This window comes from Promicromonospora sp. NPDC110617, assembly GCF_055598465.1.
Map to the genome: position 1 here is coordinate 104354 of NZ_JBVKBM010000004.1, position 20061 is coordinate 124414.

Consider the following 20061-nt stretch of genomic DNA (forward strand, 5'->3'; position numbering starts at 1 on the left):
ATGTCGGACCAGCCGCACGCCCCGTACCCGGCCCAGCACCCGCCTGCGCCGCAGCCGATCAGCCCCGCCTACCGGAAGTGGGCCACCGCCCTCCTCTGGATCGCGGTGATCCTGCTGGCCTTCGTGGTCGTCGCGATCGTGGCCAGCATCGTGCTGCTCGTCCTGGCGGACAGCAGCCCCAGCGGCGGGGCCGGCGCGTACGGCTACCTCGCGATCTTCCTGTGGTTCGCGATCATCGCCGTGTTCCCGGTCCTCCTGGGCGCCGGGATCCCCGGCCTGGTCATGCGGGCGCGCGTGCGGCGCACGCCGCAGGCCCTCGGCGGCACCGCGGCGTGACCTGACGACGTGGCCGTCCACCTGTGGACGGCCACGTCGTCAGTGTCGGTGGTGGCGTCTATCGTTGCGGGGGTGAGCACCGCCCTCTACCGCCGCTACCGGCCCGAGACGTTCGCCGAGGTGATCGGCCAGGACCACGTCACGGGCCCCCTCATGCAGGCCCTGCGCAGCGGACGGGTGAACCACGCCTATCTGTTCAGCGGCCCGCGCGGCTGCGGCAAGACGACGTCGGCCCGGATCCTCGCGCGCACGCTGAACTGCGCGAAGAACACGCCGGAGTCGCCCATCGACACCCCGTGCGGCGAGTGCCCCTCGTGCGTCGAGCTGGCGCGCGGTGGCCCCGGCTCGCTCGACGTGGTCGAGATCGACGCCGCGTCGCACAACGGCGTCGACGACGCGCGCGACCTGCGCGAGCGCGCCACGTTCGCCCCGGCCCGCGACCGGTACAAGATCTTCATCCTGGACGAGGCGCACATGGTGACGCCCCAGGGCTTCAACGCGCTGCTCAAGATCGTCGAGGAGCCGCCGCCGCACATCAAGTTCATCTTCGCGACCACGGAGCCGGACAAGGTGATCGGCACCATCCGCTCGCGCACCCACCACTACCCGTTCCGGCTCGTGCCGCCGGACGTGCTGTCCCCCTACCTGGAGCAGCTCTGCGGCGCCGAGGGCATCGAGGTGGGCGGGGGAGTGCTCCCGCTCGTCACGCGCGCGGGCGGCGGCTCGGTGCGCGACTCGCTCTCCGTGATGGACCAGCTCATCGCTGGCGCCACCGGCGGCGTCGTGGACTACGACCTCGCCGTGGGCCTGCTCGGCTTCACCCACGCGACCCTCCTGGACGACGTCGTGGACGCGCTCGCCGCGCGGGACGGCGGCTCGATCTTCCGGGTCGTGGACCAGATCATCGCCACGGGGCACGAGCCGCGCCGGTTCGTCGAGGACGTCCTGGAACGCCTGCGCGACCTCATCGTCATCGCGGTCTCGGGCGACGCCGCGGACGCCGTGCTGCGCGCCATCCCCGCCGACCAGCTCGAGCGGATGCGCACCCAGGCGGGGCGGCTGGGGGTGGCCGAGCTCTCCCGGGCAGCCGACCTCGTCAACGTGGCCCTCACCGAGATGACCGGCGCCACCTCGCCGCGCCTGCACCTGGAGCTCCTGTGCGCGCGGCTGCTGCTGCCCGGGGCCGACGACGGCGCGGCCGGCCTCGCCGCGCGGATCGACCGCCTCGAACGCGGTGGCATCGTGGCGCCGGGGGCGGCCCCGGCTGGTGCGGTGCCCTCCAGCGCGGTCCCTTCTGGTGACGCCGGCCCGGCCCAGGACCCGGCGGCGGTCGGGCTCGCCGGGGCCGCCGCCGCGCGGGCGGTCCTCGACGCGCGCAAGAAGCGGGGGGAGCAGCCCGCCGCGGCCGGGCGGGCACCGGTGGCGCAGGTGGCAGCACCGACCCCCGAACCGGAACCGACCCCCGAACCGGCACCGGTCCAAGCCCCGGCCCCGGCCGCGGCCGTCGAGGCACCGCCGGAGCCGAGCCCCGCCCCGGCGGCGCCCGCGGAGCGGGAGCCCGTCGCCGAGGCCGCGCCGGAGCCCGTCATCCAGGCCGCGCCGGAGCCCGTCGCGAAGGCCGCGCCGGAGCCCCAGCCGGCCTCCGGCACCGACCCCGAGGTCACCACCGAGACGGTCCGCCGCCGCTGGCAGGAGGTGCTCGGGGCGCTCGCCGCCGCGCGCGTGACGTGGTCGCTCGTCGGCCCGAACGCGCAGGTCGCGGCCCTTGAGGGCGGAACGCTCAAGCTCGGTTTCGCCGCCCCCGGACTGGCCCGTGCCTTCTCGAACGCACGGCACACCAGCGCCGTCGAGGAGGCCGTCTACCAGACCCTCGGCATCCGGGTCCGGGTCGAGGCGACGCTCGACGAAGGTCCCGGTGGTGGCCCGTCCGGCGGCGGGGGTGCGCCCGGCGGCAGCCCGTCCGTCGGCGGACCGGGCCAGGCCGCGCCGGCAGGCGAGCCGCGCCGCGAGGCCCCGGCCCCCGCGGCGGCTCCCGAGCCGGACTGGCCCGACGTACCGCCGCCGGGCGGCAGCGTCGCCACGGTGTCGGCCCCGGCGGCGCCGTCGGCCGCTGCTCCCTCCAGCCCCGCCGTAGCGACCGGCGCGCGCCAGGCGGCTGCCCCGGCGCAGGGCGCCGTCGCTGTCGCCGAGCGCCCCCAGCCGGCTCGGCCCGAGCCGTCCGGCCCCGAGGCAGGTCGCCCGGAGCCGTCGCGTCCCGTGGCCGCACCCCCGTCCGCGGCCAGCGCCGCCGACCAGGCGTGGCTGTCGGGTGCCAGCGCCACCGAACCGCCTGCGGACTACGACATGCCGGAGCCCGAGCCGGTCTACGAGGACCAGGCTCCGCCGCCGGCCGGCCCGCCGATGTCGGGCGCCGTCAGCGCGCGTGAGGCGCTCCGGCAGGCGGCCGAGCGCCGCGCCCGGGCCGCCGCGAGCGGCGCGTCCGCCGAGCCGCGCACCGCGAGCCCGGCTGCGTCGAAGGCGACGTCGCCGGGTGACACCTCCGAGTACTACGACGAGCCCTCGGACGACGACCCGGACATCGTCTCGGGCGGGCTCGCGGGAGTGTCGCTCGTGGTGCAGGTCCTGGGCGGAACGGTGATCGACGAGATCGTGGAGCAGGCATGAGCACGGACGACGGGATCACCACGCTGCGCATCGTCGCCGCCGTCGTGGAGCGGGCCGACGGTCGGCATCTCCTGGTCCGGAAGCGGGGTACCGAGGCGTTCATGCAGGTGGGCGGCAAGATCGAGCCGGGCGAGGAGCCGCTGGCGGCCCTGGTCCGGGAGTTCGAGGAGGAGGTCGGGCTGCGACTCGACCCGGCGGACATCGAGAGCCTCGGCCGGTTCGGCGCACCGGCCGCGAACGAGCCGGACCACGTCGTCGACGCCCACGCCTACCGGGTGCGGCTGCGGCCCGGCGCGGAGATCGCGGTCCGGGCGGAGCTGGAGGAGCTCGTGTGGATCGACCCCGCCGACCCGGTGGCGAGCTACCCGATCGCGCCGTTGTCGCGCGACCTGCTCACCGCGGCCGGGCACTGAGCTCCAGGCCGTCAGTCCTCGGCGTGCTCCGCGCGGTACCGGGCCACCTTTTCGGCGCGTTCGCGCTCCAGCCTGCGCCGCGGATCGCGGTCCTCGGACTGCTCGGCCGGCCCTGCCACGTGCAGGAGCAGCCAGTTGAGCCGCCACAGCACGCGGTAGCCCAGCGTCAGGCCGTCGCGGTTGCGCATGTTCTGCCTCCGTTTAATTGGTGTACCAATAGTTTGCACACCAACTGTTACGCTGGTCAAGATCCGAGAGGAGCCGCATGACCGTCACGTCCCGCGCCGACGTCACGCCCGACCCCGAGGACCTGCTGGCCCTCGACCGGCAGGTGTGCTTCGCCCTGGCCGTCGCCTCCCGCAGCGTCATCGCGCTGTACCGGCCGCTGCTCGAACCGATGGGCATCACGCACCCGCAGTACCTGGTCATGCTCGCCCTGTGGGAGCAGTCGCCGCTGTCGGTCAAGCAGCTCAGCGGGCTCCTGCAGCTCGACCCGGGCACCCTGTCCCCGCTGCTCAAGCGGCTCGAGGCGATCGGCTACGTGAGCCGGCGCCGGGACCCGCGCGACGAGCGTGCCCTCGCCGTGGAGCTCACCGAGGAGGGGCGCGCGCTGCGCGAGCAGGCCCTGCGCGTGCCACCCGCCATCATGGAGCGCCTCGGCATGTCCGCCGAGGAGCTCGGGCTGCTCCACCGCAGCCTCACCCGCGTCATCGCGGCGGCAGCCCCGTGACCCGCGGCCGCCTGCACCACGTCGAGCTCTGGGTCCCGGACCTGGCCCGCGCCGAACGGTCCTGGGGCTGGCTCCTGACCACGCTCGGCTACACCGAGCACCAGCGCTGGTCCGCCGGGGTGAGCTGGATCCTGGACGGCACCTACGTCGTCGTCGAGCAGAGCCCGGCGCAGGGTGCCGGGCCGCACGACCGCCTCGCGCCGGGGCTCAACCACCTCGCGCTCCATGGCGGCACCCGCGGCGAGGTGGACCGGCTCGTCGAGGAGGCGGCAACGCACGGCTGGGCGCTCCTCTTCCCCGACAGGCACCCCCACGCCGGCGGCCCCGACCACTACGCGGCCTACCTCGAGAACGAGGACGGCTACGAGGTCGAGGTCGTCGCGGGCTGACCTCGACGGGCGTGTCAGTGGCTCCTGGCACACTTCCCGGCATGCCCGACACCACGACGCTCCGACCCGCCTCCGCCCGCACCGTCGACGAGCTCCGGATGCTCGTCGAGGCCGGCGCGACGCCTCGGTACCTGCACTTCTGGGGGCATCAGCCCGAGGCGGACGGGACCGTCGGCCGGGGCAGCCTCAGCCAGTGGTTCGAGACGTCGTTCGAGGCGGACGGCGTCCTGTACCGCACCGCCGAGCACTGGATGATGGCGCAGAAGGCGCGCCTGTTCGGCGACCCGGAGGCGGAGCGCGCGGCGGTCGAGGCGCCCAACCCCGCGCTCGCGAAGGCCGCCGGGCGCACGGTCCGGGACTTCGACGACGCCGTGTGGGTACGGGAGCGGTTCGAGATCGTGGTGCGCGGCAACGAGCACAAGTTCGACGCCCACCCGGACCTGCGGGAGTACCTGCTGCGCACCGGCTCCCGGGTGCTCGTGGAGGCGAGCCCGCGCGACCGCGTCTGGGGAATCGGGATGGGCGCCAAGAACGAGAACGCGGAGAACCCGGCGGCCTGGCGTGGCCTCAACCTGCTGGGCTTCGCCCTCATGGAGGCCCGGGAGCGGCTCGAAAAGAGCACGACTCCGCGGCCGTCGGGGCGCTAGCTTCCGGGGATGCGGAGCATCCCCCACTCGATGGACCCGGCGGTCGTCCGGGCCGTCGACGCGCGCCTGGACCAGGTCGAGCGGGAGTACGACGTGCGGGCGCTGTGGGCGATCGAGAGCGGCAGCCGGGCCTGGGGCTTCCCGTCCCCGGACTCGGACTACGACTGCCGGTTCCTGTACGTGCGACGCGCCCACGACTACCTGGGCCTGCGCCCCGGGCGCGACGTGATCGAGACGCCGCTGGACAAGATCTTCGACGTCAACGGCTGGGACGTGCGCAAGGCGCTCGGGCTGATGGTCAAGGGCAACGCCACGGTCGGGGAGTGGCTGCGCTCGCCGATCGTGTACCGCGGTGACGCCGCCGTGCGCGACGAGCTGCTGGCCCTGGCCGGCGACGTCACGGACCGGCGCGCCCTGACGAACCACTACCTGCACGTCGGCAGGAGCAGCCTGGGTCTGTACGCGTCGACCGGGGCTGCCAAGAAGTTCCTCTACGCCCTGCGGCCGGCAGTCACGCTGCGCTGGATGCGCGTGCAGGAGGCGGCGCGCACGCCGCCGATGGACCTGCCGACGCTCGTCGCGGGTTCGGTCGTGCCTGAGGACGTCCGGTCGGCCGTCGAGGAGCTGGTCCGCCACAAGTCGGCCACCCGGGAGATGGGCGCGATCGCGGTGCCGGACGTCCTGCTGGGGTTCGTCGAGGCGGAGCTGGCGCAGGCCGAGGCGACCCTGTCGGGCACCGCGCCGTCCCGGGCGGGTACGGCCCGTGACCGTGCCTGGTCGCTCGCCGACGACGCGTTCCGGCGCCTGCTGGACCGCCCGTCCGGCGTCCTCGAACCGACCGGGTGACCGCGGGCGTCGGTGAGCCCATATCGCATGCCGGGCCTGGGCTTCCGGCGTCGCGCCCGGTCCGCAACAATGGCGCGTCGCCGAGCGAAAGGACGTGCTCCAGCATGTCGCGGATCCTGCCCCGATCCACCCCCGAGGCCGAGGGGCTCGACCCCGCGGCGCTGCGCCGTCTGGTCGCCCGTCTGGACGCCCTGGAGGACGTGCACAGCCTGATGGTGCTGCGCCACGGCAGCGTGGTCGGCGAGGCCTGGTGGTACCCGCACACCGCCGACCGCCCGCACGTCATGTTCTCGGTGAGCAAGAGCTTCACGTCCACGGCGGTCGGCATCGCGGTCCACGAGGGGCTCCTGACCCTGGACGACCGGGTCGTCGACCTCCTGCCGGACGACGCCCCGGCCGATCCGGGCGAGCACCTGCGCGCCCTGCGCGTGCGCGACCTGCTCACCATGACGACGGGGCACAGCGCCTCCACGATGGAGGGCATCGACCGCACGATCTCCCTGCCGGGCGCCGGCTGGGCGCGCGCGATCCTGGCCCAGCCCGTGGAGCACGAGCCGGGGACCCGCTTCGTCTACAACACGGGCGCGACCTACCTGCTGTCGGCGATCCTGCACCGGCTCACCGGCGAGCGGCTGCTCGACTACCTGACGCCGCGCCTGCTGGAGCCGCTCGGCATCACGCACGCCACGTGGGAGCAGGACCCCGACGGCATCGACGTGGGCGGCTTCGGGCTGTCGATCACGACCGAGGAGATGGCCGCGTTCGGGCAGCTCTACCTGCAGGGCGGCGTCTGGCAGGGGCGGCAGCTCGTCCCCGCCGAGTGGGTGGCGGCGGCGACGGCCGCGCAGGTCCCCAACGGTCCGCATGACTGGCCCGACTGGAACCAGGGGTACGGCTACCAGTTCTGGCAGTGCCGCCACGGCGCCTACCGGGCCGACGGCGCATTCGGGCAGTACGTCGTGGTCTGGCCGGAGAAGGACCTGGTCATCACCATGACCTCGGGCCTCTCGGACCTGCAGTCCGTGCTGGACGCCGTCTGGGACACCCTGCTGCCCGACGCCGCCTGGGTCGCCCCGGCCGCGACGGCGCCGGACGCGGAGGCGGCCCCGTTGGAGCCGGCCCTCGCGACGCCGGCCGGCGCGGCGTCGTCCCCGCTGGAGGGCGCGCTGCGCGGGGTGACGACCTACGCGCTGGAGCCGAACCCGCGGGACGTCAGCGCGCTGGCCGTCGGCCGCGATGCGGGCGGCCGCACCGAGGTTACGTTCACCGTCGGCGACCTGGACCACGCCGTGGTGTTCGGGCACGGGGAGTGGGTCCCGGGCACCTGGTCGCTCCGTGGCGAGCCGGCCGACGTCGCGGCCGCGGCCGCCTGGGCCGACGAGTCGACGCTGCGCGCCCGCGTGGTCTTTCTCGGCACCCCCTTCGAGTGGCGCCTGGAGCTGCGGTTCTCGGGCGACGACGTCGCGGTGACGATCGACCAGAACGTCGCCTTCGGCGAGCGTGGGCTGCTGGCCGTGAAGGGCACGGCGCGACGCGCCTGACCTGCGACGTCATCCCCAGGTCGTAGACCCGGTTCATCCCGGGGGTCGACGGCCCGTGCGGGCGACTCGCGCTAGTGTCCCCGCATGACACCAGACGGTGGTATCCGCGCGCAGGGCGTGCGGCGTTCGTTCGGGCCGGTCCACGCCGTGGCCGACGTCGACCTGGTCGCCGCACCAGGCCGCGTCACCGCGCTCATCGGTCCCAACGGGTCGGGCAAGACGACCCTCCTGCTGATGCTCGCGGGGCTGCTGACGCCCGACGCGGGGACCATCAGCATCGCCGGGGCAGACCCGGTCACCCAGAACTACGCCGCACGCTCGCGCACCGGCTGGATGCCCGACGTGTTCGGCACGTGGGACTCGCTGACCGCGCGTGAGGTGCTGACGACGGTCGCGGCGGCGTACCGGATGGACGCGGCAGCCGGGCAGGCCCGTGCCGGCGAGCTGCTGGAGCTGGTGCACCTGTCGGAGCTCGCCGACCAGCCCGCGCACGTGCTGTCGCGCGGCCAGAAGCAGCGCCTCGGCCTGGCCCGTGCCCTGGTGCACGACCCCGCCGTCCTGCTGCTGGACGAGCCCGCCTCCGGGCTGGACCCGCGCTCCCGCGTTGACCTGCGTGTGCTCGTGCGCCGGCTCGCGGCCGAGGGCAAGACGGTGCTGGTCTCCTCGCACGTGCTCACCGAGCTCGACGAGATGGCCGACGATGCCGTGTTCATCTCGCGCGGGCGCACGGTCGCCACGCAGTCGGTGGCCGACGGCGACCGGCCGCGCGAGTGGCGCCTGACCGGGTTGGACCCCGAGGCGCTCACGGCCTGGCTGGACCAGAACGGCCCGGCCTACCGCCGGGAGTCCGACGGTCCCGGCGTGCTCGTCGAGCTGGCGGGCGACGTCGCGGCGGCGGCACTGCTGCGGTCGGCGGTCGAGGCCGGCGTCGACGTGTCGAGCCTCGCCCCCGCAGGCGGCGTGCTGGAACAGGCCTACCTGGCCCTTGAGGAGGAGCGGCGATGAGCGTTGACCTGGAAGTGGCCGAGCCGGCACCGGCCGACGGCGGCGTGCCCGCCGGACGCGGCACCTGGTCCCTGTCCTGGCACGGCCTGCGCACCGTCACGGTGCTGGAGCTGCGCCAGCGCGTGCGCTCCACGCGGTGGAAGACCGCGCTGATCGTGTGGTTCGTCGTGGTCGGCGTCATCACGATGCTGACCACCGGCGCGTTCGCCATCATCTCCGGCGAGAGCACCGACGAGTCGTTCGGCGGGGTGGTCTACAGCATCGTCGTCGGGTTCGTCCTGTTCCTCGGGCTGCTGGTGGCACCGACCCTGGCGTCGGGCGCGATCAACGGCGACCGGAACGCGGGGACGCTCGCGACCCTGCAGGTGACCCTGCTGACGCCCGCGGAGATCGTGCTCGGCAAGCTCGCCGCGGCCTGGATCGCGGCGCTCGCGTTCCTCGTGGCGAGCATCCCGTTCCTGGTGTGGGCGCTGGTCGGCGGCGGCGTGTCCTGGCTCGCGCTGCTCACGACGGTGCTCATGCTGGCGCTCGTGCTCGGCGTCGTGTGCGCCATCGGGCTCGGGTTCTCGGCCGTCGTCGCCAAGACGTCGGGGTCGGCCGTGCTCACCTACCTCACGGTGGGCGGGATCACCGCGGTGCTGCCCATCTTGTTCGGCCTCCTGGTCCCCGCGACCACCACCACCGAGAGCGTTCGGGTGTGGGGCGTCGAGGCCGGTTACACCTGGGAGGAGACCACGGCGCCCGACTGCGAGTGGCAGACCCAGGAGGTCGACGTCTGGCACAGCGAGCGCACGTGGTGGCTGCTGGCCCCGAACCCGTTCGTCGTGGTCGCGGACGCGCAGCCGCTCGGCGACCCGGAGAAGCTCTCCGAGGACGGCAACGTGCTCGCGCTGCTGCAGTACGGCGTGCGCTACGCCCGGACGGGCGACACCGGGCCGCAGGACTGGTGCACCGGGGTCTACATGGACGCCGGCCCGCAGGCCGAGTCGCCCGTGGAACCCGTCGAGGTCACGGACCAGCTCGTCTGGCCGTGGGGGCTCGGGTTCGACCTGCTGCTCGGCGCCGCCGGTGTGATCGTCGCCGTGAACCGCCTGCGGGTCCCGACGGCGCAGCTCCCGCAGGGCACCCGCGTCGCCTGACCGTCAGGAGTGGAGGGCGTCGTACTCCGCCTCGGCGGCGACGTCGTCCTCCACGTCCAGGCGCAGGTGCGCCAGCAGCACCTGCAGCACGCGCAGCGCGGAGGCCGCGCGCTCGCCCCACAGCGAGAAGTACGAGAACTGCCACCACCACAGGGCCTCGAGCTCGTGGCCGCTGTCGAAGTGCTGCAGGCCCTTGGCCAGGGCCTCGGCGACGCACGCGAGGTCGCCCGACAGCGACGCCGACCCGACGTCCTCGCCGAGCACGGGGTCCACCACCTCGGTGTAGTCGTCGAACCCGTCGAACATCTTGGACAGGGCCTCGCGCAGCGGGTCGAGGTCGGTGTCGGGTCCGGCGTCGGGCTCGTAGCGCTCCTTGGGCACGACGTCCACGATCGCGGCGAGCCGCGCACCTGCGGACAGCAGGTCGGACGCGGCGAGCACGAGCAGCGAGAGCTCCGCCCCGGGCATCCCGCCGGAGGCGACCTGGGTCACCGTCGACAGGAACGTCCGTGCCTGCGTGGACACCTGGTCTGCGACCTCTCGGAGGTCCGAACCGGGCGTGATCTCGCTCATCGTGATCCTCACCTACTTGTCGTTGCCGATGACACGGCGGCCTTCGAACGCGCGACCGAGCGTCACCTCGTCCGCGTACTCCAAGTCTCCACCCACGGGCAGACCCGAGGCCAGCCGCGAGACAGTGATTCCCATGTGAGCCATCAGTCGGGAAAGATAGGTCGCCGTGGCCTCTCCCTCGACGTTGGGGTCGGTGGCGAGGATGACCTCCTGCACCGTTCCGTCCGCGAGGCGGGCCAGCAGCTCGCTGATCCGCAGGTCGTCCGGCCCCACGTTCTCGATGGGATTGATGGCCCCGCCGAGCACGTGGTAGCGCCCGCGGAACTCCCGGGTGCGCTCGATGGCGACGACGTCCTTGGGCTCCTCCACGACGCAGATCACCTCGTCGCTGCGCCGCGGGTCCAGGCAGATGCGGCAGCGCTCGGCCTCCGCCACGTTGCCGCACAGCTCGCAGAACCGCACGCGCAGCTTCACCTCGGTGAGCGCGTCGACCAGCCGCTTGACCTCGTGGTTGTCCGTGGCCAGCAGGTGGAACGCGATGCGCTGCGCGCTCTTGGGCCCGACGCCGGGAAGCCGGCCGAGCTCGTCGATCAGGTCTTGGACCGCGCCTTCGTACACAAGAGGTCAGCCTACGGGGCGGCACCGACATGCGGGCGCGAGACAGGACCGGACGAAGCGCGAGGTTCGCGCACAATGCACAGGTGCCCGAACTCGATCTCCTGACCATCGTCCTGCTCCTGCTCGCCGGCCTCGCCGCGGGCTGGGTCGACGCCGTCGTGGGCGGGGGAGGGCTGATCCAGCTCCCCGCGCTGCTGCTCGTCCCCGGGATCAGCCCCGTGCAGGCCCTGGCGACCAACAAGCTCGCCAGCATCATGGGCACCTCCACCAGCGCGCTCACCTACTACCGGCGGGTCCAGCCCGACCTGCGCACCGCCGGACCCATGGCGCTCGCGGCGCTGGTGGGCGCGTTCGGTGGCGCGGTCGGGGCGTCGCACATCCCGGCCCAGCTCTTCAAGCCGATCATCCTCGTGGTGCTCGTCGGCGTGCTGGCCTGGACCCTGCTCAAGCCGAACGTCGGCCAGCACGACAACCTGCGGTGGGTCGGCAACGGGCACCGGCGCATCGCCGCCCTGATCGGCCTGCTCATCGGCGCGTACGACGGGCTGCTCGGCCCCGGCACCGGCACGTTCCTCGTGATCAGCCTGGTGAGCTTCCTCGGGTACTCGTTCCTCCCGGCGTCGGCCATCGCCAAGATCGTGAACTTCGCGACCAACCTGGGCGCGCTGCTCTTCTTCGTCCCCAGCGGCGCCGTCATCTGGGCGCTCGGTCTCGGGATGGGCGTGGCCAACATCCTCGGCGCCTACATCGGCGCCCGGATGGCCGTCGCCAAGGGATCGAAGTTCGTCCGCGTGGTCTTCGTCGTCGTGGTGGGGGCCCTGATCGCCCGCCTGGCCTGGGACGTCTTCGCGGGCTAGACGCCGCCGTCCCGCACGGTGAACGCCGCAGCGCCCGGAATTCCCGCCGTCGTACCATCGATCCGCAAACCCAACCACCCGGCGGGCCGTTGAGACAGACGGAGGCCGGCAACGGAAGGCAGGCGCATGGCACTTGTCGTGCAGAAGTACGGCGGATCCTCGGTCGGGGACGCGCGCAGCGTGAAGCGTGTCGCCAAGCGGATCGCCGAGGCGAAGCGAGCGGGCAACGACGTGGTCGTGGTGGTGAGCGCCATGGGCGACACCACCGACGAGCTCCTCGACCTCGCCCAGCAGATCACCCCGCTCCCACCCCAGCGGGAGCTCGACATCCTCCTCACCGCGGGCGAGCGCATCTCGATGTCGCTGCTCGCGATGGCGATCACCAACCTGGGCGTGAAGGCCAAGTCCTACACGGGCCAGCAGGCGGGCGTCATCACGGACGCCGTGCACGGGCGGGCGCGGATCGTCGACGTCGTGCCGCACCGCATCCGCGAGACCCTGAACCGGGGCCAGGTCGCGATCGTGGCCGGGTTCCAGGGCGTGACCCAGGCCACGAACGACGTCACCACCCTCGGCCGGGGCGGCTCCGACACGACCGCCGTGGCGCTCGCCGCGGGCCTGGACGCCGACGTCTGCGAGATCTACACCGACGTGGACGGCGTGTTCACGGCCGACCCGCGCATCGTCCCCGCCGCCCGGAAGATCGACCAGGTCTCCTACGAGGAGATGCTGGAGCTCGCGGCCTGCGGCGCCAAGGTGCTGGCGCTGCGCAGCGTGGAGTACGCGCGCCGCTACGGCGTGCCGGTGCACGTGCGCAGCTCGTTCAGCGCCCACGACGGCACGCGGGTGGTCGCGGCCGAGAAGAAGTCGAAGGAGAACGCCATGGAAGCCCCGATCATCTCCGGTGTCGCGCACGACCGCTCCGAGTCCAAGATCACCGTGATCGGCGTGCCGGACGTGCCCGGCATGGCCGCCCGCATCTTCGAGGTCGTCGCCGGCGCGGGCGCGAACATCGACATGATCGTGCAGAACGTGTCGGCCGCGGCCACGGGCCTCACCGACATCTCGTTCACGCTGCCCGACGGCGACGGCCCCGCCACCATGGCCGCCCTCACCGCCGTGCAGGGCGAGCTGGCCTTCGACTCGCTGCAGTTCGACGACCAGATCGGCAAGCTGTCGCTCGTGGGCGCCGGCATGAAGTCGCACCCGGGCGTCTCGGCGCGGCTGTTCGGCGCGCTGCGCGACGCGGGCATCAACATCGAGATGATCTCCACCTCGGAGATCCGGATCTCCGTGGTGACCCGCGCGGACTCGCTGGACGACGCGGTGCGCGCGGTGCACACCGCGTTCGAGCTCGACGCGTCCGACGGCGAGGCCGTCGTCTACGCAGGAACGGGGCGCTGACATGGTTGCCATCTCTGACCAGGGTGTGAACGTCGCCGTCGTCGGCGCCACCGGCCAGGTGGGCGCCGTCATGCGCCGTCTGCTGGAGGAGCGCGAGTTCCCCGTGGCGGCGATCCGGTTCTTCGCCTCGGCCCGCTCGGCGGGCACCACCCTCCCGTTCGCGGGGGTGGACGTGCCCGTCGAGGACGTCGCCGCGACCTCGACCGACGACCTCGCCGACATCGACATCGCCCTCTTCTCCGCCGGCGGCGGCACGTCGCGCGAGCACGCGCCCCGGTTCGCGGACGCGGGCGCGCTGGTCGTCGACAACTCGTCGGCCTGGCGGCGCGACCCCGAGGTGCCGCTGGTGGTCTCCGAGGTGAACCCCGACGCGATCGGGGACGCCGTCAAGGGCATCGTCGCCAACCCGAACTGCACCACGATGGCCGCGATGCCGGTGCTGTCGCCGCTGGCGCAGGCGGCCGGGCTGGAGCGGCTGCGGGTCGCGACGTACCAGGCCGTGTCCGGCTCCGGCCTGGCCGGCGTGGCCGAGCTCGCCGGGCAGGTGCGGGCCGCCGTCGGGCAGGAGATCGAGGGCCTGGTGCACGACGGCGGGTCCGTCGACCTGCCGGATCCCACGATCTACGCGGCGCCGATCGCGTTCAACGTGCTGCCGCTGGCCGGCAACCTGGTGGACGACGGCTCGGGCGAGACCGACGAGGAGCAGAAGCTCCGCAACGAGTCCCGCAAGATCCTGGGCCTGCCCGACCTGGCCGTGGCCGGCACCTGCGTGCGCGTACCCGTGTTCACGGGGCACTCGCTGTCGGTCCACGCCGAGTTCGCCCGGCCCATCACCCCGGACGAGGCCCGCAAGCTGCTGGCCGACGCCCCGGGCGTCCAGCTCGCCGACGTCCCGACGCCGCTCGCGGCGGCCGGCGTCGACCCGTCCCTGGTGGGCCGGATCCGGCAGGACCAGTCCGTGCCGGACGGTCGCGGCCTCGTCCTGTTCGTCAGCAACGACAACCTCCGCAAGGGGGCGGCCCTGAACACCATCCAGATCGCGGAGCTCATCGCGAACGACCTGGCGGAGCTCGCGGTGCTCGACGCCGCCGAGGCGGCCGACACGTAGAGCACGCCCGCAGCACCGCCGAGGGGCGGGACGGACTTCTGGTCCGTCCCGCCCCTCTTCTTCTTCGCACGAGTTTCCCCGACATGCTTGCGCCCGCCCCCGCATCTATGGTTCATTAGTCAAGTAATGAACCAATGGAGGGGGTGAGCCGGTGTTCGACGGGCCCGAGCCGATCTACATCCAGATCGCGCAGATGATCCGCGCGCAGGTACTCGCCGGTGAGCTGAAGGAGGAGGAACAGGTCATGTCCACCACACAGTTCGCGACGACGTTCCGCATCAACCCGGCCACCGCCCAGAAGGCGTTCGCCGGTCTGGTCGAGGAGGGCGTGCTCTACAAGCGCCGTGGCCTGGGAATGTTCGTCGCGCCGCAGGCCAGGGAGCGCCTGCTCGCGGACCACCGCAAGCGCTACTTCGAGGAGGTCCTGGCCCCCGCGCTGCAGCAGGCGGACATCCTCGGGATCTCGACCGACGACGTCGTGGCCTATGTGCTCGGCGCCCGCAAGCGGACCACGGAGGAGTCATGACGACCGCACCTTTCGGAGCCCGGCTGGACGACGTCGTCGTCCACTTCGGCAGGACCCACAGGATGCTGGACAACGGCACCATGGTCCGGGACGAGGCGAGCACCGCGCTCGACGGCGCCACTCTGACCATCCGCCCCGGCGTCATCACCGGCGTGCTGGGCCGCAACGGTGCCGGCAAGACGACGATGCTCTCGCTGCTGGCGGCGTTCACCCGTCCCACCAGCGGCACCGTCGTCGTCGGGCCGGAGGGGGCGCAGGAGGACCCGTGGGAGAACCCGTGGATCACCTCGGGCACGCAGCTCGTCCGCGAGAGCGGTGACCTGATGACCGAGGAGAAGGTCGCCACCTCGCTCAGCTACTACGCCGACATGCGGCCCGGGTGGAGCGCCGAGACGGCCGAGCGCCTGCTGGACCTGTTCGAGGTCGACGTCCGCAAGAAGCCGTCGGCCCTGTCCCGGGGCAAGCGGTCGGCGGTCGGTGCCACCCTGGGCCTGGCCGCGCGAGCACCTCTGACGATCTTCGACGAGGTCTACCTCGGCATGGACGCGCCCACGCGGTACGCGTTCTACGACGAGCTCCTCGCCGACTACGCCGAGCACCCCCGCACCATCCTGCTCTCGAGCCACCTGGTCGAGGAGGTCGAGCGGCTGTTCGAGGACGTCGTGGTCATCGATCACGGCCGCGTGCTCCTGGCCGAGACCGCCGACGAGATGCGGGCTCGCGGGTTCAGCCTCACCGGCGCGAAGGACGCCGTCGAGCGGATCGCGGGCGGACGCCGCGTGCTGCACCGCCAGCAGCTCGGCGCCACCGTGCAGATCACGCTGGAGGGCGCCCTCGAGGCCGACGAGCTGGCCGCGGCCCGTGGCGCCGGTGTCGAGGTGGGCGCCGTGCCGGTGCAGGACCTCTTCGTCCGTCTGACGGGTCCGGGGAGCGTGCAGCCATGAGCGCCGGTACGACCCACCCCGTCGCGACGGGAGCGGACCGGGAGGCCGCGGTCCGGGCGGCAGACCGCCGTGGCGCCCGTCGAGCGGCAGCGGTCACCGTACGGGTGGTCGGCGTCATCGGCGGGTGGTACTGGGCGATCTTCGTGGTCGTGGCCGTGGCCGTCATCCTGGGCAGCGTGCGGTTCGGCTCGGGCCTGGACCAGGGCGTCGTCGACGCCCAGATCGGCGGCTCGTCGCGGTGGTTCATGATGGTGCTCGGCATCATCGTCCCCGCCGCCTACCTCCGGCTGCACGTCGCGGCGGGCGGCACCCGCCGGTCGCTCACGACCGGCACCGTCCGCGGAGCCGTCGTCGGCGGCGCGCTGATCGGCCTGGTCACCGCCCTGTACACGGCTGGCGAGCGCGCGCTGTTCGGGGCGCTGGACCTGACCTGGTCGCGTGAGTACGGCCTGCCCGTGGACGGCTTCGGAGGCATCGCGCTGACCGTCGTCACCGAGGCCCTGGTCGCCGCCACGTACTACCTGGCCGGTGCCGCGGTCTCCGCCGGCTACTACCGGCTCGGCATCGTGCGGGGCACGGCCTACATCCTCGCGGCGCTCGTCCCGGCCGCGCTCGTCGACCTGGCGACGCACTCCGGGGTCACGGCCCTGGTCGTCGGCCTCGACACCCTGCCCGACGGCAGAACCGGCGTGCTGCTGGGCCTGGCGGGAGGGGTGGCCGCGGTCGCCCTGGCCGGCTGGCTGTTCAGCGTCCCGCTGCGCTCCGTGCCACTGCGGCCACCGCTCTGAGGGGACGACGATGACCACACCGACCATCGAGGAGACAACGATGAGCCGCACCGACCTCGCCCGGGCCGGGCACCTGCGCGGCGTCGCCGGTGCGAGCCGGAGGCTCCGCCGCTCCGGTCTCGTCATCGGGATCTGGTTCTGGGGCATCTACGCGCTGTACGCCGTCGGGATCACCGTCGGCAACGCCGTCGCGGGCAACGACCTGGAGATCAGCGCGCTCGACGCCACGCTCGGCGCGTCGCGCTGGCCCATGATCACGCTCGGCGTCCTCGCCTCGTCGGCGATCCTGACGCTGCACGTCGCCGCCGGCGGCAGCCGCCGGTCCCTCTTCGAGGGGGTGTTCCGCGGCGCGGTCGTCGTCGGGGCGCTCTTCGGCGTCGTCACCACGCTCGCCCTCCTGGGCGAGCGCGTGCTGAGCACCGCGCTCGGGATGACCTGGCAGCGGCTCGGTGCCCTGCCCTTCGACTCGCCCGCCATGGTGCTCGGCACTGCCGTCGCCGAGTCCCTCGTGCTCGTCACCTACATCCTCGTCGGGGCAGGCATGGGGATCGGGTTCACGCACTCCAAGGGTTGGGGCACGCTCCTGCTGGTCCCGCTCGTGGTGCCCGCGGTGCTCGTCGACCTCGCGACCCGGACCGGCGTCGTGGGCGCGATCGCCAACGTCGAGCTGGTGCCCGACATCGACCACGCGGAGGTCCCGACGGCCGAGGGCCTCACGACCATGCTCATCGGCCTCGGGGGCGGCGTCCTCGCCGTCGTCCTCGCCGCCGTCGCCCTCCGTGTCCTGCTGCGCACGGCCCCCGTGCGCGCCGCCTGACCCCCCGAACCGACCCAGAAGGAGTGACCATGACGTCCCCAGTCGTCGAAGTCAGCCACCTCAGAAAGGCCTATCCCGGCGCCGGTCGCGGCGCCGCCCCCAAGACCGCCGTCGCCGACGTGTCCTTCCAGGTCGCCCGCGGCGAGATCTTCGGGATCCTCGGCCCCAACGGCGCCGGCAAGACCACCACCGTCGAGTGCGTCGCCGGGCTGCGGCACGCCGACGGCGGGACCGTGCGGATCCTCGGCCACGACCCGCAGGCCGACCCCACGGCCGTGCGCGAGCACGTGGGCGTGCAGCTCCAGGAGGCAGCCCTGCACGACAAGATCACCGTCGGCGAGGCGCTCGACGTCTTCGGCTCCTTCTACCCGCAGCGGGCGGACTCCGCGGAGCTGCTCGACCTGCTCGACCTGACCGCGCAGCGCGACCAGCAGTTCGGCAAGCTGTCCGGCGGCCAGAAGCAGCGCCTCTCCATCGCGCTCGCCCTGGTGGGCAGGCCCCAGGTCGCCATCCTCGACGAGCTCACCACCGGCCTCGACCCCGCCGCCCGGCGCGCCACCTGGGACCTCGTCGAACGCGTCCGCGACTCCGGCGTCACCGTGCTGCTCGTCACCCACTTCATGGACGAGGCCGAGCGGCTCTGCGACCGGCTCGTCGTGATCGACGCCGGCCGCGTCGTCGCCGAGGGCACGCCGGCCGCCCTGATCGAAGGGCTCGAGGGCCACCGCGGCGTCCGGCTCCGGTTCGCGGACGACGCCGCCCGTGCCCGTGCGGCCCGGCTGCTCACCGCGCTCTCCGAGCGGGACCCCGACGTCGCCGGCGTCGTCCCCGCCGGGGACGAGATCGAGGTGACCGGTACCCGCAAGGTGCTGTTCGCCGTCGTGCAGGCGCTCGCGGCCGCCGACGTCGTCCCCGACGACGTGCGGACCGTCGAACGCACCCTGGAGGACGTGTTCGTGCAGGTCACCGGTCGGGAGTACCGGGCAGAGGAGAACGAGGAGGTGGCGGCATGACCGCCGTCGAGACCGCTGTGGCCCCACGGGGCGCGTTGCGCGGGATCCGGGCCAGGGGCTTCGGCACCCTGTTCACCACCGAGCTCAAGGTGTGGCTGCGGGAGCCGACGGGCGTCTTCTTCGCGCTCGTCTTCCCCAGCCTGCTGCTGCTCGGCCTCGGGCTGGCCATCCCCGACTTCTCCCAGCCCATGACCGACGCGCCGCCGCCCTGGAACGAGGCGCCGGGCGTGACGAGCTACCTGCCCACCATCATCGCGCTCGCGGTGGGCACCATTGCGCTCACCACCATGCCGGTGCAGTTCGCGACCTTCCGCGAGAAGGGCATCCTCAAGCGGCTCTCGACCACCCCGATGCCGCCGCAGAACCTGATCGGCGCGCACCTGGTGATCAACGTGCTGGCGCTCATCGTGTCCACGAGCGCGGCCGTGGTCGGGGCCATGCTGGTGCTGGGCGTCCCGTTCGCGGCCGACCCGCTGACGGTGCTGCTCGTCCTGGTGCTGTCGACGACCGCCATGTTCTCGCTCGGGCTGCTCGTCGCGGCGCGGGCCGAGAAGGGCGCGACGGCGTCCGGGCTGGGCATGTTGCTCTACTTCCCGTCCCTGATGTTCTCCGGCGTGTGGGTCCCGCTGTCCGTCATGCCGGACTGGATGGAGACGATCGGCCTCTACCTGCCGCTCGGCGCCGCGGCTCAGGGGCTCACCGTCGGCTGGTTCGGCACCGAGGGCTTCCCGCTCGCGCAGGTGCTCGTCCTGGTCGGCTGGACCGTGGTGCTCTTCCCGCTCGGCGTCAAGCTCTTCCGCTGGACGTGACCCCTGGTCAGGGGTCCCCTAGGCTCGTGTCATGAAGCCGTTTCTGCTGCTCGCGACGCGTGCGGAGGACCTCGCCGCAGACGGTGAGCACGAGGCGTTCCTCCGGTACGGAGGCCTCGAACCCGAGCAGCTGCACCGGGTCCGCCTCGAGCGCGAGCCGCTGCCGCCGATCGACCTGGACGACTACTCGGGAGTCCTCGTCGGCGGGGGACCCTTCAACTCCTCGGACCCCGCGGAGCTGAAGGGTCCCGCGCAGCGGCGGGTCGAGGCCGAGCTGTCCGGGCTGCTCGACGAGGTCGTGGCGCGCGACTTCCCGTTCCTGGGCGCCTGCTACGGCGTCGGCACGCTCGGGGCGCACCAGGGCGCGGTGATCGACGCGACCTACGCCGAGCCGGTGGGGCCCGTGACCATCGAGCTCACCCCGGACGCGACGGACGACCCGCTGCTGGCCGGGCTCCAGCAGTCCTTCGCGGCGTACGTCGGGCACAAGGAGGCGGTGCGCAAGCTGCCCGACCACGCGGTGCTGCTCGCGTCGTCGGCCGGCTGCCCGGTGCAGATGTTCCGGATCAAGCAGAACCTGTACGCCACGCAGTTCCACCCCGAGCTCGACGGCCCGGGCATCGAACAGCGGATCGCCGTCTACCGCGACTACGGCTACTTCCCGCCCGAGGAGGCGGAGCTGGTCCAGGAGCGCTGCCTCGCCGTGGAGGTCACCGAGCCGATGCGCGTCCTGCGAGCGTTCGTGGAGCGGTACGCCCGGTAGCTCCGCAGGTCCCGAGCACTGTGATCGACCGCATCCTGGGATCCGGTAGACAGTCGCCGGGGGTGGGGCTACCGTTTTGGCCGTGGACATCCGTTGGTATTGGCGCTTTACGTCGGCTCCTGGTGGAGCTC

Annotated in this window: 23 protein-coding genes; 20 read left to right on the forward strand and 3 right to left on the reverse strand. The window is 73.0% G+C overall.

Features of this window, described 5'->3' with window-relative positions:
- From ACZ7LE_RS22240 to ACZ7LE_RS22250, 3 genes are all read left to right on the forward strand, one after another.
- A complete protein-coding gene (locus ACZ7LE_RS22240) occupies positions 1-336 on the forward strand; it encodes a hypothetical protein (RefSeq protein ID WP_470405421.1) in 336 nt (111 codons plus the stop codon).
- A 72-nt stretch (positions 337-408) separates the two neighbouring features.
- Positions 409-3000, forward strand: coding sequence for a DNA polymerase III subunit gamma and tau (locus tag ACZ7LE_RS22245; RefSeq protein WP_470405422.1), 2592 nt, complete (start codon positions 409-411; stop codon positions 2998-3000).
- Positions 2997-3413 (forward strand): NUDIX hydrolase, encoded by a 417-nt coding sequence (locus ACZ7LE_RS22250; RefSeq protein ID WP_470405423.1) that lies wholly within the window; start codon positions 2997-2999, stop codon positions 3411-3413. Before ACZ7LE_RS22245 ends, ACZ7LE_RS22250 begins: the two co-directional genes overlap by 4 nt.
- 11 nt (positions 3414-3424) lie before the next feature.
- On the opposite strand, the gene ACZ7LE_RS22255 is transcribed toward ACZ7LE_RS22250, so the two are convergent.
- A complete protein-coding gene (locus tag ACZ7LE_RS22255; protein WP_470405424.1) occupies positions 3425-3601 on the reverse strand; it encodes a hypothetical protein in 177 nt (58 codons plus the stop codon).
- 77 nt (positions 3602-3678) lie between these two features.
- Between ACZ7LE_RS22255 and ACZ7LE_RS22260 the strand changes: the two genes are divergently transcribed.
- The 7 genes from ACZ7LE_RS22260 (at position 3679) to ACZ7LE_RS22290 (ending at position 9710) form a co-directional block, all read left to right on the forward strand.
- Complete coding sequence (locus tag ACZ7LE_RS22260) at positions 3679-4143, forward strand: MarR family winged helix-turn-helix transcriptional regulator (protein ID WP_470405425.1); 465 nt, start codon at positions 3679-3681, stop codon at positions 4141-4143.
- On the forward strand, positions 4140-4532 hold the full coding sequence (locus tag ACZ7LE_RS22265) for a VOC family protein (RefSeq protein WP_470405426.1): 393 nt from the start codon (positions 4140-4142) through the stop codon (positions 4530-4532). Before ACZ7LE_RS22260 ends, ACZ7LE_RS22265 begins: the two co-directional genes overlap by 4 nt.
- 41 nt (positions 4533-4573) lie before the next feature.
- A complete protein-coding gene (locus ACZ7LE_RS22270) occupies positions 4574-5179 on the forward strand; it encodes an NADAR family protein (RefSeq protein WP_470405427.1) in 606 nt (201 codons plus the stop codon).
- Positions 5180-5188: 9 nt separating this feature from the next.
- The gene (locus ACZ7LE_RS22275; RefSeq protein WP_470405428.1) at positions 5189-6025 is read left to right on the forward strand and encodes a nucleotidyltransferase domain-containing protein; all 837 of its coding nucleotides are present in this window, start codon (positions 5189-5191) and stop codon (positions 6023-6025) included.
- Positions 6026-6129: 104 nt separating this feature from the next.
- On the forward strand, positions 6130-7566 hold the full coding sequence (locus tag ACZ7LE_RS22280) for a serine hydrolase domain-containing protein (protein WP_470405429.1): 1437 nt from the start codon (positions 6130-6132) through the stop codon (positions 7564-7566).
- A gap of 84 nt (positions 7567-7650) precedes the next feature.
- A complete protein-coding gene (locus ACZ7LE_RS22285; protein WP_470405430.1) occupies positions 7651-8571 on the forward strand; it encodes an ABC transporter ATP-binding protein in 921 nt (306 codons plus the stop codon).
- Positions 8568-9710 (forward strand): ABC transporter permease, encoded by a 1143-nt coding sequence (locus tag ACZ7LE_RS22290; RefSeq protein WP_470405431.1) that lies wholly within the window; start codon positions 8568-8570, stop codon positions 9708-9710. The genes ACZ7LE_RS22285 and ACZ7LE_RS22290 overlap by 4 nt, the downstream gene beginning before the upstream one ends.
- Positions 9711-9713: 3 nt before the next feature.
- Here the strand turns inward: ACZ7LE_RS22290 and ACZ7LE_RS22295 are convergent, their stop codons facing one another.
- On the reverse strand, positions 9714-10283 hold the full coding sequence (locus tag ACZ7LE_RS22295) for a DUF5063 domain-containing protein (protein ID WP_470405432.1): 570 nt from the start codon (positions 10281-10283) through the stop codon (positions 9714-9716).
- Between the two features lie 12 nt (positions 10284-10295).
- Positions 10296-10901: a recombination mediator RecR gene (gene recR / locus ACZ7LE_RS22300; RefSeq protein WP_285108000.1), complete on the reverse strand. Its 606-nt coding sequence runs from the start codon at positions 10899-10901 to the stop codon at positions 10296-10298.
- A gap of 83 nt (positions 10902-10984) precedes the next feature.
- Between recR and ACZ7LE_RS22305 the strand changes: the two genes are divergently transcribed.
- The 10 genes from ACZ7LE_RS22305 (at position 10985) to ACZ7LE_RS22350 (ending at position 19930) form a co-directional block, all read left to right on the forward strand.
- The gene (locus ACZ7LE_RS22305) at positions 10985-11758 is read left to right on the forward strand and encodes a TSUP family transporter (RefSeq protein WP_470405433.1); all 774 of its coding nucleotides are present in this window, start codon (positions 10985-10987) and stop codon (positions 11756-11758) included.
- Between the two features lie 126 nt (positions 11759-11884).
- Positions 11885-13162 (forward strand): aspartate kinase, encoded by a 1278-nt coding sequence (locus tag ACZ7LE_RS22310; protein ID WP_026366136.1) that lies wholly within the window; start codon positions 11885-11887, stop codon positions 13160-13162.
- A gap of 1 nt (position 13163) precedes the next feature.
- Complete coding sequence (locus tag ACZ7LE_RS22315; protein ID WP_470405434.1) at positions 13164-14270, forward strand: aspartate-semialdehyde dehydrogenase; 1107 nt, start codon at positions 13164-13166, stop codon at positions 14268-14270.
- A 151-nt stretch (positions 14271-14421) separates the two neighbouring features.
- Positions 14422-14796, forward strand: coding sequence for a GntR family transcriptional regulator (locus tag ACZ7LE_RS22320; protein WP_470405435.1), 375 nt, complete (start codon positions 14422-14424; stop codon positions 14794-14796).
- Positions 14793-15740 (forward strand): ATP-binding cassette domain-containing protein, encoded by a 948-nt coding sequence (locus ACZ7LE_RS22325; protein WP_470405436.1) that lies wholly within the window; start codon positions 14793-14795, stop codon positions 15738-15740. Before ACZ7LE_RS22320 ends, ACZ7LE_RS22325 begins: the two co-directional genes overlap by 4 nt.
- Positions 15737-16528 (forward strand): hypothetical protein, encoded by a 792-nt coding sequence (locus ACZ7LE_RS22330; protein WP_470405437.1) that lies wholly within the window; start codon positions 15737-15739, stop codon positions 16526-16528. Before ACZ7LE_RS22325 ends, ACZ7LE_RS22330 begins: the two co-directional genes overlap by 4 nt.
- Positions 16529-16538: 10 nt before the next feature.
- Positions 16539-17345: a hypothetical protein gene (locus ACZ7LE_RS22335; RefSeq protein ID WP_470405438.1), complete on the forward strand. Its 807-nt coding sequence runs from the start codon at positions 16539-16541 to the stop codon at positions 17343-17345.
- 29 nt (positions 17346-17374) lie between these two features.
- On the forward strand, positions 17375-18358 hold the full coding sequence (locus ACZ7LE_RS22340; protein ID WP_470405439.1) for an ABC transporter ATP-binding protein: 984 nt from the start codon (positions 17375-17377) through the stop codon (positions 18356-18358).
- Positions 18355-19167 carry an ABC transporter permease gene (locus tag ACZ7LE_RS22345; RefSeq protein WP_470405440.1) on the forward strand — a complete coding sequence of 271 codons (813 nt, stop codon included), beginning with the start codon at positions 18355-18357 and terminating at the stop codon, positions 19165-19167. The genes ACZ7LE_RS22340 and ACZ7LE_RS22345 overlap by 4 nt, the downstream gene beginning before the upstream one ends.
- Positions 19168-19198: 31 nt before the next feature.
- Positions 19199-19930, forward strand: coding sequence for a glutamine amidotransferase (locus ACZ7LE_RS22350; RefSeq protein WP_470405441.1), 732 nt, complete (start codon positions 19199-19201; stop codon positions 19928-19930).
- Positions 19931-20061 lie beyond the last annotated feature (131 nt).